The following is a 13,466-nucleotide window of genomic DNA, read 5'->3' as shown; positions in this document are numbered from 1 at the left end:
AGCATGAATGCTCCGGTCGCGATGCTGCCGATCGTGGAAAGCTTAGCGGCGGGCACGCGGATCGCGGCGAGCAGGAAGGCGGCGCCGACTGCGAGCCAGGCGACGATCGCGGGGACCACGGCCGCCGCGGCAAGGCCGGCGACCGCGGCAGCGGCGATGCCTGCGGGCTGGCCCCAGACGGTCGCGGCCCAGGCGCGCTCCCACCCCGGCGCCGGGCGCCCCTTGTCGCGGCGGCGGGCGAGCCAGATGTTGACCCCGCTCGCCGCAAGATAGGTGAGGCCGAGGCCGAGCGCGAAATAGACGATCTTGATCAGGCCGCCGCCGAACCAGCCGAAATGGAGCACGCCCATCGATGCGAGAATATCCTCGCCGGCGTTATTCTCCGCCGCGGGCGACGCGTTGTAGATCGTGGCATCGCGGCGAAAGGCATAGCTGTCGGTGCCCGCGAGGCGGTCCGGATGCCTGACGTTGAACAGCGCCGCGCCGCCCATTTCGGTCGGGTGTTCGGTGAAGACATATTCGACGCGGCCGCCGGTGGCGGGCAGCTTTGCGAACATGGGGCGGAGGTCGAGCACGGGCGCGGGGCGCGGATCGTCGACCGGCGGCGCGGGGATGAACAGCCCATAGACCTTGTTCACGTCGCCGTTGAACATCGCCATGCCGAGTACCCCGACGATGATCGTCGTGAGCCCGAGGAAGGCGCCGGTGAGCGAAATGATGATGTGGAAGGGCAGCGCCCAGACGCCGAGCCGGTTGTGGAGGTCGGCCTCCTGCAGGCGCCTCGACCCGCCGAGCCGCAGGTGGAAGGCGTCGCGGAAGATGCGCGGGTGCGCAAGGATGCCCGAGATGAGCGACGAGAGCAGCGCAACGCCGATCAGCCCGACGAGAAAGCCGCCCCAGGTGCGCGGCAGGTGGAGGTTGATGTGGAGGCGGGTGATGAATTCGGTCCACGCAAAAGCGCTGCCGTCGACGATCTTTCCCTTGGCATCGGCGAGGAATTCGCGATCCTCACCGGCGTCGACATGGAGCAGGAGGCGCGGGAAGTCGGCCGAGGGGAGCGTGATATAGACATGCTCGACCCCGGGGCCGCCCGCAGCGATCGCGCCTTCGAACGCGGTCTGGACCGCCTCGGGGGTCGCCTCGGTCAGTTGCGGCGCGGTGGCGCTTTCCCAGCGCTGAAACTCGTGCGCGAAGACCGCGATGCTGCCCGACAGGCAGATGAGGTAGATGAGCGCGGCGAAGGCGAGGCCCAGGCTGCTGTGCCCGCGGAGCACCGCGCGGACGAAGCCCGCGGGGATGCGCGACATCAGGTCCCTCGGCCTCTTGGCCGGCTTTTGGGGCTTGGGAGCGGCGGTCATGCGAAGCCCTTCAGGATGGCAGCGGTGAAGCTGATCAGCGCGACGCCGGTGAGGACGGCGGTTGCGCGGAGGATGCGGTTGTCGGCGAGCGTCCACGCCATGCAGCCGCCCCAGACGACGGGGACGATCAATCCGCCGACGACGAGCCGCGTCTGCTGTTCGCCGGGAATGAGTGCGGCCCAGGCGATGCCGACGCCCATCGCGGCGACCATCCCGATCGGCCCGGCGAGCAGCCAGCGCAGCGTCTCGCGTCCCTTGGTGGTCGCGCGGTCGGAAGGTTCGGGGGCAAGGCTTTCGCGCGCAGCGCGCGCGCGCGCGACCTTGATGCTGTAACCCGATGCGACGACGGCAAGCGCCGCGGTCGAGAAGAGCGCGAGCGCGATAAAGATGCCGCGCGCGGTCCCGAGCGCCCAGACCGGGCGGGCGAAGGACACCGCGATCAGCAGCCAGCCGCCGATCACCCAGCCGCGACCCTGCGCATCGCGCGCGCGCCACGATTTGCGCAGCATCCATACGCCGGTGGCGACCCCGACCAGCATCAGCATGGCCGGCACGAGCGGCGAGCTGTCTTCCATCGCATATCCCCTTTTGTCCGCTCTAACTATTGACTCGCATTCGCAATAGCAATAGCGGCCCCGCTCGATAGCGACATGGGGAGTCCTTCGCAATGACCAAGATTTTCAAGCCGGTGCTTCTTGTCCTGCTGGCGGGCGCGGCAATGCCGGCCCATGCTGCGAACATCGCGGCCGACGCGGATATGGCTGCCGATGCCGGCGCGGGCGATGCGGCAGGCGGAGCGGGCGAGATCGTCGTCACCGGCCTGAAATTCGACCGCACGCTGCAGGATACCCCCGAAAGCGTGAAAGTGTTCACGTCGGACGAGATCGAGCGGCAGTCGCTGGTCAGCATCTACGACCTGATCGACCGCACCGCGAACGTCGCATCGACGCTTGGCGAATCGGGTTTCAACATCCGCGGTATCGCGAGCACGAATGTCTCGGGCGGCGGGCTTGGCGACCTTGCCACCGTCTATCTCGACGGATCGCCGCTGCCGCGCGAGGCGAGCGGCGGCGGGCCGCTCGATCTCTGGGATCTCGAGCAGGTCGAAATTTTGCGCGGGCCGCAATCGACCCTGCAGGGCCGTAACGCGCTGGCGGGTTCGATCATCCTCAGGACCGCGGACCCGAGCTTCGACTGGCGCGGCAAGGCGCGCGCGATGATCACCGACGCCGATGGCGAATATCGCCTCGCGGCGGCGGTCGGCGGGCCGATCATCGACGATGTGCTGGCGTTTCGCGTCGCGGGCGAACTGGCGCGCGGCGACGGGCTGATCAAGAACAGCTTTGCCGGCGGGGACTATGCGAAATCGAACAGCGAGGTCGTGCGCACCAAACTGCTCTTCACGCCCGGCGGCGGGCTGCGCATCGTCGCCTCCTATCTCTATGACCGGCATTTCGGCAATGACGGGCGCGGCTATTCGCTGACCGACCTGCCGGACAGCTGGAAGCGGCGCACGGTCGAGGCGAACCGCGATACCTATACGAAGACGAGCACCGACCTGTTCACGCTCGACGCCTCGTTGCCACTGAGCGATGTGTTCACACTGTCGTCGATCAGCACCTATAACCACCTCAAGACTTTCTCCGTGTACGACGGCGACCTGCGCCGCGAGGATGAAGCCTATGGCGATTATTCGACCGATCAGAAGATTTTCAGCCAGGAGGTCCGGCTGACCTTCGACACCGGGCCGCTGCAGGGGCTGGTCGGCGCTTATTATTCGCACCATAAGAATCCCGATTATCTGGCGAACAGCACCTTCAGCCTCGACCTCGACCTCGACCTTGGCCTGACCAATCGTGTCGCGGGCTTCCTCGCGCTGCCGCCGGCGCAGGGTGGTGCGGGCATGGATCCCGCGACCGCGCTCGCCACCGCGCAGGCGGTTCGCGCGGCGTATCCGAAGCGCGTCTTCATCGCGTCGGAACAGCTTTATCCCTTCGACATCGAGACACAGGCGCTGTTCGGCGACGCCAGCTGGGAAGTGGCGCCGGGGCTGAAGCTGCTCGCGGGTTTCCGCTATGACCGCGAAAAGCAGAAGGTGCGGAACGAAAATGACGTGACGCTCATCACCGCGCTTCCCGACCCCGCGGCAGCGCCTGACCCGCTCCTCGGCCTCGTATTCCAGACGGTGAACAACCTGCTTCTGTCGGACGTCGACAATGCGAGCAGTACCGGGCCGCAGCGCAGCACGACCTACGAGGCCTTTCTGCCCAAAGGGGGCATTTCGTGGGAGGTCGCGCCCGACAAGACGGTGAGCGCGATCGTCCAGCGCGGCTATCGGTCGGGCGGCAGCGGGATCAATCCCGGCCGTGCGCGGGCTTTCACCTATGATCAGGAATATACTTGGAATTACGAGCTGTCGCTGCGGACGCAATGGCTCGACCGCCGGCTGACCTTCAACGCCAACGCCTTCTACATCGACTGGACCGATCAGCAGGTGCAGGTCCAGTTGTCGGAGAACCGCTTCGACTATGAAACCCGCAATGCCGGCAAATCGCGCGTCTGGGGTTTCGAGGTCGAAAGCGATTTCGATGTCACCGACGCCCTGAATGTCTACGGCTCGATCGGATATGCAAACAGCAGGTTTTCCGACTTCGTCGTCGACAATGGCAATGTCGAGGATCTGGCGGGGCACCAGTTCGCGCAGGCGCCGCGCTGGACCGCCGCCGCCGGTTTCGACTGGCGCCACGCGAGCGGCGTGTCGGTCAACGTCAACGCCAATTACCGCGGCGCGCAATATCAGAGTGTCGTTGCCCAGTCGGCGGGCCGCGACGTCCCGTCGCGCATGCTCGTCAACGCGAAAATCGGGTACCGAAATGACAATTTCGGTGCCTTTCTGGTCGCCACCAACATCTTCGACGACAAATATTACGACTATCAGTACCGAAATGCCGGCCGCCTGCAGGCGCTGCTCGGCGAACCGCGGATGATCGGACTGACCTTCGAAGCACGCTTCTGAAAAAACCGGACAGACGGCGCCATGGCGCGCCGTCCGCCCGGCTTCCCGGCCGCCGGGACAGCGGCCGGGGAGGGGTCACTTGGTTGTGTAGCCGCCGTTGACGAGGATCGTCTGGCCGGTCATCCACCAGCCGTCCGATACCAGCATGCGGATCCACGGGACGATATCCTGAATGTCGGTGAGCCCGGTTTTCGAGAAGCCCGAGAGCGCGGCGGCCGATTTATGATAGGCCTGCGCATCTTCGCCCTCGGCGGGATAGAAGAAGGGCGTGTCCATCGGGCCGGGGCCGATCGCGGTCACTGAAATACCGCGTTCGCCAAACTCCTTCGATGCCGCGCGGGTGAAATGTTCGACCGGCGCCTTGGTGCCGGCGTAGGCGGCATAGAAGGGCGTGTAGGCGCCGAGCAGCGAGGTCACGAGCGTGCAGATCTTGCCATTGTCGTTCACATGGCGGCCGGCCTCTTTCAGGAAGAAGAAGGCGGTCTTCGAATTGACCGCGGTCATTTCGTCATATTCGGCTTCGCTGATCTCGGTGAAGGGCTTTTTGAGCACCTTGCCGACGGTGTTGATCGCGATGTCGGGGCGACCGATCGCGGCGATCGTGTCGGCGAACAGCTTTTCCATTGCTGCGGCAGATGTGAGGTCGGCCTGAAAGGCAACCGCCTCGGCGCCCGCGGCGCGGATCGCGGCCAGCGTTTCCTCGGTCTCGGCGGCCGAGGACGGGCTGTTGTAATGCACCGCGATCGCCCTTGCGCCTTGCGCGGCGAGATCGCGCGCGATGAGGCCGCCCAGATTCTTGCCGCCTCCGGCGATGAGGACGGTCTTACCCTTGATGCTGTGATCGGCCATTCTGGTCTCCTTGGCTGGCGTTCTCCAAGGCTAGGGCGCTTTCGCCTTGTCCGCTTTCAAATTCCGGCGCAGTTTTTGAATATCGTGGGGACGAGTCGTGGAGGCTCGCAAGGTGGGTGATTGAACGACCTCGGGACCGTATGGGATGGCATCAGGCCGCGCTCGCCGCGCGATGTTGTCGCACGGCATCAGGCGCGGATCGGCCAGCTCGATATTCTCGCCGCGACCGAAAATCTCGAAGCGCCGACCGACTGGGCGTTCGAAGAGAATCATCATGTCTTCGTCGTTCATCTGGGCGGCCGGCTCGACCGGATGGACTGCGAATTTTCGGTCGGGCCTTCGGGCCCGGTGTTGCCGTCGCGCGGCGATGTGTGGATGATCCCTGCGGCGTGCCGCTATGCCGCGCTCGCGCAGGGCGAGCGCGCGGAGTTCGTCGAATTCGGTGTGCCCACGGCGCTGCTAGCCGATGCGCCGCTAATCGCGCGGGTACAACATCGTGACACATTTCTCTTCGATGCTGCGGCGCGGCTGTTCGAACTGGTGCGCGACGTGGACGATGATCTGGCGCGGATGGCATCGCACGAGGTGGGCGACGCACTCGAACGGCATCTGTTCCAGCGATACGGGCATCGCGATCCGCGGCCCATGCGGCGGGCGTTGTCGGCCTCGGATCGCAACCGGCTGGTCGATGCAATTCGCGGGCAGCTCGACGCGCAGCACAGCCTTGCTGCGCTGGCGGCGCTGGTCGGCATGGATGTGCGCGGCTTTACCGGCGCTTTCCAGCACGCATTCGGGCTGTCGCCCTGGCAATATGTCATGCGCGCACGGCTCGACGAGGCCGCGCGGCGGCTATGGCATGGCGAGGAACCGGTGACCGAAGTCGCGCTGGCGACAGGTTTCGCGTCGCCGAGCCATTTTGCGACCGCTTTTGCGCGGCGGTTCGGGGTGCCGCCGACGCGCTATCGCGCGGCTGCGCGATAGCGCTCCGAACCGGCGTCCGGAATAGCGGACGCCGGCTGCGGGGGATCAGAACTTCAGGCGTGCCCCGACATAGAATTGGCGGCCATTGTCATAGATCGCGCGCGGGCGGTCGCGGGTACCCGAATATTGCACGATCTCTTCGTTGGTCAGGTTGATCGCGTCGGCGGTGAGCGCAATATTGTCGGTGATGTTGACGCTGACCGAGGCGTCGAGCGACGAGAGTGCAGCCTGGTTGAGCGGCGCGGCGCGGTCGATATCGATGAAGAATTTCGACCTGTAGTTGTACGAGAGCCGCGCGCTGACGAGGTCATTCTCATAATAGCCCGTCAGGTTGAGCGAATGTTTCGAATTGCCCGGGATCGGATCGCCGTTGTTCGCCTTGGCGTCGGAGTAGGTGTAGTTGACCACCGCGCCGAAGCCGCCCCAGATCGGGCGCGACACCTGGAATTCGAAACCCTGATTGCGCCCGCCGTCGCCGTTGCTTCGGCGGTTGATCTGATAGGGGCAGTTGAACAGGTTCGGATTGCCGCCGCCCGCCGCGACGCAGCTCGTGGGCTGCGAGCCCGGCACGAACACACTCGGCAGGATCTCGGTCGAGGTCGTGTTCACGATGTACGACTGGATATCCTTGTAGAAGGCGGCGAGCGCGACGATCGTCTCGCGATCGGGATACCATTCGATTGACAGGTCATACTGGTTGGCGCGGTACGGATCGAGGTTCGGATCGCCGCCGCGCCCGGTCAGCGTCGTGCCGTTCAGGTCGGTACCGGGGGTGATGTCGACGAAGTCGGGGCGCGTCACCGTCTTGCCCGCCGCGAAGCGCAGCACGACCTGCGGCGAGAGATCGACCGACAGGTTCGCGCTCGGCAGGATGTCGGTGTAGGAGCGTTTCGCGGTCGACGGGGTGAAGCCGCCATAGGGGTTGGTGAATTCGGGGTTGGCACCGCCGACGATATAGCCGTCGGACGTCTGCCTGGTCTCGACCACGCGCACGCCGACATTGCCGCGCCAGCCGTCGCCGCCGAATTTCGCGAGGCCGTAACCGCCCCACGCTTTTTCGTTGATCGAATAATTGTTGCCGGGGACGAGGAAGCGATCGTTTACGGGCGACGTCGACGCGCCATAGATCGCACGCAGCTTTGCGGGATCGACGCGCCAGTAATCGTTGAGCGTGCCGGGCGCGGCGATGTTGTCGAGGAAATCGCCGGGCATGCCGCCGCCGGTCGCGAAATCGGCCGCGGTGCAGGCGACCCCTCCGCAACGCAGCCCGGGGGTGAAGACGCCGCCGTTGGTCGCGAAGCGTTGGGCGATGCGGTCGTGATCGGTATATTTGATCCCGAATTTGAGCGCGGTGAGCGGGCCCCATTCGACCTGCTTTTCGACGTCGAGATAGAAATATTTCTCCTCGTCCTCGTTGGTGACCGACTGGATGCGCGCGAAATCGGGGCGGACGCCGGCGGGGTTCAGCGGATCGGGGCTGGAGAAATCGACTTCGGGCCGGCCGCTGCGCAGGTCGTAGCTGAACGCGCCGGGGCCCGCGAATTCCAGGAAATTCTCGTTGCTCGTGTCGCCGTTCGCCTTGGTCCACCCCGCCTTGAAATGCACCGACAGGCTGTCGACGGGGCGCCAGGTCAGGTCGAAATCGGCCGACACGGTCTTGGCGACCGCCTGCCGGTCGATCGCATCATAGACGACGCCGAAGCCGGTGGTGCCGCCGCCCGGCGACGCGACGTCGCCCGCGACCACGACCCCGTTCTCGACCACCGCATTGCTGATCGTGCCGCCATCGTCGAGCGCACGTGCGGCCCATGCGATGTAGTTCTGGTTGAAGTTGTCGGCGTTGAAGCGCGAATAGAGGCCGGTGACGTTGATCTCGAGCTCGTCCGAGGGGCGGAACTGGATACCGATATTGGCGCCGTAGCGTTCGCGTTTCTGTTCGAACATCGTCGAGCCGATGAGCGTCGGGACAAGCCCGTTCTGTCCGCCGCCGACGGGGTAGGAGTTATAGCCGAAAATCTCGAGCCCGTCGCGACGGGTGCGGCGCTTCTGGTAGATCGCGCCGACGAGGATGCCGAAGGTCTCGTCGGCATTCTTCCAGCTGACGAGGCCCGACAGCTGCGGGTCGACCTTGCCCGACAGGTCCGAATAGACGCCCTGCACCGACGCCGAGAGGGTGAGCGGTTCGAGGTCGAGCGGGTTGCGCGTCAGGACGTTGATCGTGCCGCCGACCCCGCCTTCCTCGACGTCGGCCTGCGGGCTCTTGTAGACTTCGAGCCTCCCGATGATCTCGGCGGGGAGGGTGAGATAGTTGAAGCTGCGTGTCGAGGCGGTCTGGTCGAGGATGAACCAGTCGGCGGTCGCGACGCTGTGGCCGTTGAGGAGGGTCTTGGTGAGGTTCGGCGCGGTGCCGCGGAGCGAGACGCGCTCGCCTTCGCCGAACTCGCGGTTGACGACGATGCCGGGGACGCGCTGGAGCGCTTCGGCGACATTCTTGTCGGGGAATTTGCCGACATCCTCGGCGGTGACGACGTCGGCGATCACCGACAGGTCGCGCTTGGCGTCGATCGCTTCGCGGAGCGAGCCGCGGATGCCGGTCACGACGATTTCGCTTTCGGTCGTGGTGTCGGCGGCAGGAGCGGCTTGGGCGTGGGCCGCGTTGGCCGCAAAAAGCAGCGTACCAATGCTCACCGAGGCAAGCCAATATCGCGCATTGGTCATATCTAAATCCCTCCTGAAAGATGCCAATCAACTATAACTGCTGATTTGAAGGGGAATTTATACGGACCAATTTCCCGGTCAACCTCGCTTCACCGCGATTAAATGTCCATTCGTGCCGCTGCATAGGTATTTTTGGTACGTAATTGGTATTATTAGAATGCTTAGTAGGCTTCTAACCAATTTTCCGCTCGCGACTCGCGCACCCACCGCCTTGCCTAGAAGTCGGGGAGCGACTGGCTCGCGAAGCCCCAGCCCTTGAGGTCAGGGCTCGCGGCACGGGTGAGCAGCTCTTCGCTGTCCTTGATTGTCCATTGCCCCGCCTTCGTCGCCTCTGCGAGCGCATCCCACGCGATCGGTACCGCGACCGGTGCGTTTTCGCGCGCGCGCGCCGACCAAGGCATGATTGCAGTGCTGCCGCGCTGGTTACGCAGATAATCGATGAAGATCCTGCCCTTGCGTTTCGCCTTGCTCATCGTCGCGATGAAACGCTCGGGTTCGGCGAGGCTCAGCGCCTCGGCGAAGCGTTTCGAGAAATCCTTGTGCTTGTCCCAGCTGTGCCCCGGATCGAGCGGGACGACGACATGCACGCCCTTGCCGCCCGACAGCATTGCAAAACTGACGAGCCCGATGTCGGCGAGCTGGCGGCGGATATCGAGCGCGGCCTTCTTCACGTCGGCGAAGTCGAGCCCCTCGTCGGGGTCGAGGTCGAAGACCATGCGGTCGGGCTTTTCGAGGCTGTCGACATGGCTGTCCCAGCCGTGGAACTCGATCGTCCCCATCTGGACGCACGCGAGCAGGCCGTCGGCGTCCTCGACATAGAGATAATCCTCGTGCCCGCCGTCCTTCTCCCTGATGGGAACATGGAGGACATGGTCGCCGAAGCTGCCCGAATCATGCTTCTGGAAAAAGCATTTCTTGCCGCGTCCCTGCGGGCAGCGCACGAGGCTGATCGGGCGGCGCGCGGTGTGCGGGAGCATGACGGGCGCGACCGCGGCGTAATAGTCGGCGAGATCGCCCTTGGTCGCCTTCGCTTCGGGGAAGATGATGCGGTCGCGGCTGCTGATCGTCACGTCGCTTGCCGGAACCGGGACCGGCTGCTTCTTTTCGGGAGTCACGTCCTTTGCCTCCTTGTCTGTGCGCAGGCCGAGGAAGCTTGCGTGACGCACCGATCCGCTTCCGGTGAATTCGGCGAAGGCGATTTCGGCGACGAGCTCGGGTTTGAGCCAGCGGACCTTGCGTGCAGCCGCGCGCTCGACCTCGAGCGGGGCGGTCTTGCGTTCGCGGGCGGCGAACTTCTTCGCGAGGTCGGCCATCGTGCCGGTATCGAAGCCCGTGCCGACATTGCCCTTGTAGACGAGCGCGGCACCCTCGTGCTGCGCGAGAAGCAGAGACGAGAAGGGGCGTGCTTTCGTCGATGACGGTTTCCAGCCGACAATGACGAACTCCTGCCGGCGGGTGCATTTGACCTTCACCCAGTTTTTCGAGCGGCGCCCCGCATAGGCCGCATCGGCGCGTTTCGAGATGATGCCCTCCTGTCCCGCGCCGCACATCGCGCCATAGAGCTTTTCGCCCGCGCCAATAACATGGTCGGCGACCGCGACCGGGGCACTGGCATCGCGAAGCAAGGCTTCGAGGCGCTCCTTGCGTTCGAGGTTCCCGAGCCTGGCGAGGCTTTTGCCGCCTTGTTCGAGGAGGTCGAAGGCGAAGAAGTGGAGCGCGGTTTTCTCGTCTTGCGCGCCGTGGCCGCGCTTGAGCACCGCCTGAAGCGACGAGAAATCGGGGTTGCCGTCCTTGCCATAGGCGACGATCTCGCCGTCGATCAGGCACGGCGGCAGATCGAGTGCTGCGATATGGCGGACGAGCGGGGCGAACTTGTCGGTCCAGTCGAGGCCATTGCGGGTGTAGACGCGCACGTCCGATCCCGCCGCGGCAATCTCGGCGCGGTAGCCGTCATATTTGATCTCGTGGAACCAGCCGTTACCGCCGGGGACCGCATCGACGAGCGTCGCGAGTTGCAGCGGGCGGAATTTGGGTGGCTTGCCCTTTGCGACCGGCCTGGCGATCTTTCTGTTGTGCGCGGCGGCAGCCTGCATCTTCTTCGTGAAGGCCGCGCCCTTGGCCCCCTTCAGCGACTGCTCGCCGCCTTCGTCGCCCGCGATCTCGGCCATTGTGCGTCCGGTGAGGATGCTCGTCAGCCGGCGTCCGACGAGATCGTCGGTTCCGCCCGCAAAGGCATCGTCGACCTTGCGCAGCAGCCAGTTCTCGCGCTTTTCGCCGGGGCGCGGTTTCATGCGGACGAGCAGCCATTCGCCCTTCATGCGCTCGCCGTCGAGCGTGAAGTGGAGGTGGCCTTTCTCGATATCCTTCGCGCTCTTGCCCGCAATCGGCGCCCAGGTGCCGCGGTCCCACAGCATCACCGTGCCCCCGCCATATTCGCCCTTGGGGATGCCGCCCTCGAAATCGGCATAGCTCATCGGATGGTCTTCGGTGCGGACCGCGAGGCGTTTGTCGGCGGGATCGGCGCTCGGGCCCTTGGTGACAGCCCAGCTTTTGAGAACGCCGTCGACTTCGAGGCGGAAGTCGTAGTGAAGGCGCGTCGCGTCGTGCTTCTGGACGATGAAGCGGTTGCCCGCCCCCTTTTCGACCTTGCCCGCGGGTTCGGGCGTCAGCTTGAAATCGCGCTTGGCATTATATTGCGCGAGGGGGTCGGCGCGCCTCGCCATCTCAGGCGCGCTTGCGCGCCGGCGCCTTCTTCGCCGGGGCCTTCCTGGCCGGCGCGGCTTTGACGGGCGCGGTCTTCTTGCCGTCGACCGAGGCCTTGAGCGCCGCCATCAGGTCGATGACGTTCGAACCGCGGCCGGCGCTCGCGGGCTCCTCGACATCTTCGAGCACGCGCTTGCCCTTCGCTTTCGCCTTCTTCGCGATCACGCGCTTCAGCGCGTCGATGTAGTGATTGTGATAGTCGCTCGCGTCGAACGCCCCCGATTTCTTGCCGATCAGGGTTTCGGCGAGGTCGAGCAGGTCGGCGTCGGGTTTGGCATTGCCGACGTCGCGGAAATAGTTCGCCGCCTTGTTCACCTCGTCGGCGTAGCGCAGCACTTCGAGCACGAGACCGCGACCGCACGGCCGCAGCGCGACAAGCTGTTCCTGCCCGCGCAGCGACAACTGGCCGAGCCCGACCTTCTTCGTGCGTTTGAGCGCTTCGCGGAGGACGATATACGCCTCTTCGGCCAGCTCGTCGGCGGGGACGACATAATAGGGCTTGGTATAATAGAGGACGTCGATCGCGTCGGTGTCGACGAACTGGACGAGTTCGAGCGTGCGCTTGCTCTCGAGCTTGACCGCTTCGATCTCTTCCTCGTCGAGCAGGACATAATTGCCCTTCGACAGTTCGAAGCCCTTGACGATGTCGTCATGATCGACCGCGCCGATGCCGGGCACGACCTTTTCATATTTGACCGGCTTGCCGCTTGGTTCGTGGATCTGGCGAAAGCTGACCGCGGCGCCCGATTTTGTCGCCGAATAGATTTCGACCGGGATTGACACCAGCGCGAGCCGGATCTGACCCTTCCAGTAAGCGCGCGCGGCCATTGGCGTTCCTTTCGCTGTTCCCAGGACTGCGTGAGTCCAAATGATCGGAGGGCGCGAGGGGTTCCGTCAACTATCCGTCAGTAGAGGTTGTCCTTGTAATCCTTGTCGAGCCCGCGCTGCATCAGCCCGGGGACCGACACGAAGGCGCCGGCAAGGCGCGCGCCAATCCCCTTGTCCTTGTTGAGCCGGACATGCTCGGCGAACATCTTTGCGGGCCGGATGTCGCCGGGCGCCGGCGCGGCCGGCCAGAGCCGCGCGCGTTCGAGCGCCGCGCTCGGCCGGATAGCGATATCGAGATCGTCGACGCGCGTCGCGAGCAGCGGCACCTTGCCCTGCACCGCGAAGCCGGCGCGTGCGGTCTCGTCGTCGGTCAGCATCGCCTTGCCGCATATGATGGCGACCGCCGACGCGCCGGGAATCAGCAGCGCCACGGCGATATGCGGCTGTGCGATCAGGTTGCGGAAGCTGTCGGTGCGGCGGTTGCCGGGGCGGTCCGCGAACCATAGCCGGTCGCCCGCGACATGCGCCATCGACCCGGCGGGATCGCCCTTGGGGCTGAGGTCGGCGTGGCCCGCCGCGTCCATCGTCGCGAGGGCCATGAAACAGGCCCTGGCTGCAAAAACCTCGGGCGTGGCAGGTGCCGCATCGGCCGGTGTGGCGGCCCAGAAGCCCGAGCGGATCAGCGCCTTGGCGCAGTGAACATAGCATTCCTCGACCGCGATCCGTGCGATGCCGCTGTCGACCGCTGCGACGGCGCCGTTGATCCGCAGCGTCTCGCCGATCCCGGGGACAAGGAAGAGCGAGCCGAAGCTGGCGCCCGGCGCCGCCAGCGCCGGATCGTCGAGCGCGGCGAGCGGGACCGACAGCGTCGCGGGATCGGCGGAGGCAAAACCGGCCGCGCCGCCGCCCAGCGTGATGGCGAGCGTCCGCCCGTTCCCGAACCCGGCGAACAT

The 13,466-nt window shown here is 65.3% G+C and carries 9 protein-coding genes; 2 read left to right on the top strand and 7 right to left on the bottom strand.

Going from position 1 to position 13,466, the window contains the following annotated elements; genetic code table 11:
• Positions 1-1,307 (bottom strand): PepSY-associated TM helix domain-containing protein (locus VGD20_RS17095; protein WP_331135582.1); only part of this gene is annotated, 1,307 nt, incomplete at its 3' end.
• A 47-nt stretch (positions 1,308-1,354) separates the two neighbouring features.
• The gene (locus VGD20_RS17090; protein WP_331135581.1) at positions 1,355-1,933 is read right to left on the bottom strand and encodes a hypothetical protein; all 579 of its coding nucleotides are present in this window, start codon (positions 1,931-1,933) and stop codon (positions 1,355-1,357) included.
• A 92-nt stretch (positions 1,934-2,025) separates the two neighbouring features.
• On the opposite strand from VGD20_RS17090, the gene VGD20_RS17085 reads away from it, so the two are divergent.
• Positions 2,026-4,374, top strand: coding sequence for a TonB-dependent receptor (locus VGD20_RS17085; protein ID WP_331135580.1), 2,349 nt, complete (start codon positions 2,026-2,028; stop codon positions 4,372-4,374).
• Between the two features lie 75 nt (positions 4,375-4,449).
• Here the strand turns inward: VGD20_RS17085 and VGD20_RS17080 are convergent, their stop codons facing one another.
• Positions 4,450-5,223: an SDR family oxidoreductase gene (locus VGD20_RS17080; protein WP_331135579.1), complete on the bottom strand. Its 774-nt coding sequence runs from the start codon at positions 5,221-5,223 to the stop codon at positions 4,450-4,452.
• 120 nt (positions 5,224-5,343) lie between these two features.
• Between VGD20_RS17080 and VGD20_RS17075 the strand changes: the two genes are divergently transcribed.
• Positions 5,344-6,204 carry a helix-turn-helix domain-containing protein gene (locus tag VGD20_RS17075; protein ID WP_331135578.1) on the top strand — a complete coding sequence of 287 codons (861 nt, stop codon included), beginning with the start codon at positions 5,344-5,346 and terminating at the stop codon, positions 6,202-6,204.
• Positions 6,205-6,249: 45 nt separating this feature from the next.
• Here VGD20_RS17075 and VGD20_RS17070 read toward each other — a convergent pair whose 3' ends face one another.
• From VGD20_RS17070 to VGD20_RS17055, 4 genes are all read right to left on the bottom strand, one after another.
• Positions 6,250-8,922 carry a TonB-dependent receptor gene (locus VGD20_RS17070; RefSeq protein WP_331135577.1) on the bottom strand — a complete coding sequence of 891 codons (2,673 nt, stop codon included), beginning with the start codon at positions 8,920-8,922 and terminating at the stop codon, positions 6,250-6,252.
• 215 nt (positions 8,923-9,137) lie between these two features.
• A complete protein-coding gene (gene ligD / locus VGD20_RS17065; protein ID WP_331135576.1) occupies positions 9,138-11,645 on the bottom strand; it encodes a DNA ligase D in 2,508 nt (835 codons plus the stop codon).
• 1 nt (position 11,646) lies between these two features.
• Entirely contained in the window at positions 11,647-12,513 is an 867-nt protein-coding gene (locus VGD20_RS17060) for a Ku protein (protein WP_331135575.1), read from the bottom strand.
• Between the two features lie 77 nt (positions 12,514-12,590).
• Positions 12,591-13,466, bottom strand: an 876-nt coding sequence (locus VGD20_RS17055; RefSeq protein WP_331135574.1) for a pyridoxamine 5'-phosphate oxidase family protein, incomplete at its 5' end; no start/stop codon positions are given.

Origin of the sequence: Sphingopyxis sp. (assembly GCF_036402335.1) — a bacterium.
In the GTDB taxonomy this organism is placed as follows: Bacteria; Pseudomonadota; Alphaproteobacteria; order Sphingomonadales; family Sphingomonadaceae; genus Sphingopyxis.
Note: the sequence above shows the minus strand (reverse complement) of the source record. Positions and strands in the feature narration are given on the sequence as shown.

Bases quoted from the DNA above. Each gene is read 5' to 3' on its own strand.
- VGD20_RS17090 (WP_331135581.1), bottom strand. From the start codon at position 1,933: ATGGAAGACAGCTCGCCGCTCGTGCCGGCCATGCTGATGCTGGTCGGG.
- VGD20_RS17085 (WP_331135580.1), top strand. From the start codon at position 2,026: ATGACCAAGATTTTCAAGCCGGTGCTTCTTGTCCTGCTGGCGGGCGCG.
- VGD20_RS17080 (WP_331135579.1), bottom strand. From the start codon at position 5,223: ATGGCCGATCACAGCATCAAGGGTAAGACCGTCCTCATCGCCGGAGGC.
- VGD20_RS17070 (WP_331135577.1), bottom strand. From the start codon at position 8,922: ATGACCAATGCGCGATATTGGCTTGCCTCGGTGAGCATTGGTACGCTG.
- ligD (WP_331135576.1), bottom strand. From the start codon at position 11,645: ATGGCGAGGCGCGCCGACCCCCTCGCGCAATATAATGCCAAGCGCGAT.
- VGD20_RS17060 (WP_331135575.1), bottom strand. From the start codon at position 12,513: ATGGCCGCGCGCGCTTACTGGAAGGGTCAGATCCGGCTCGCGCTGGTG.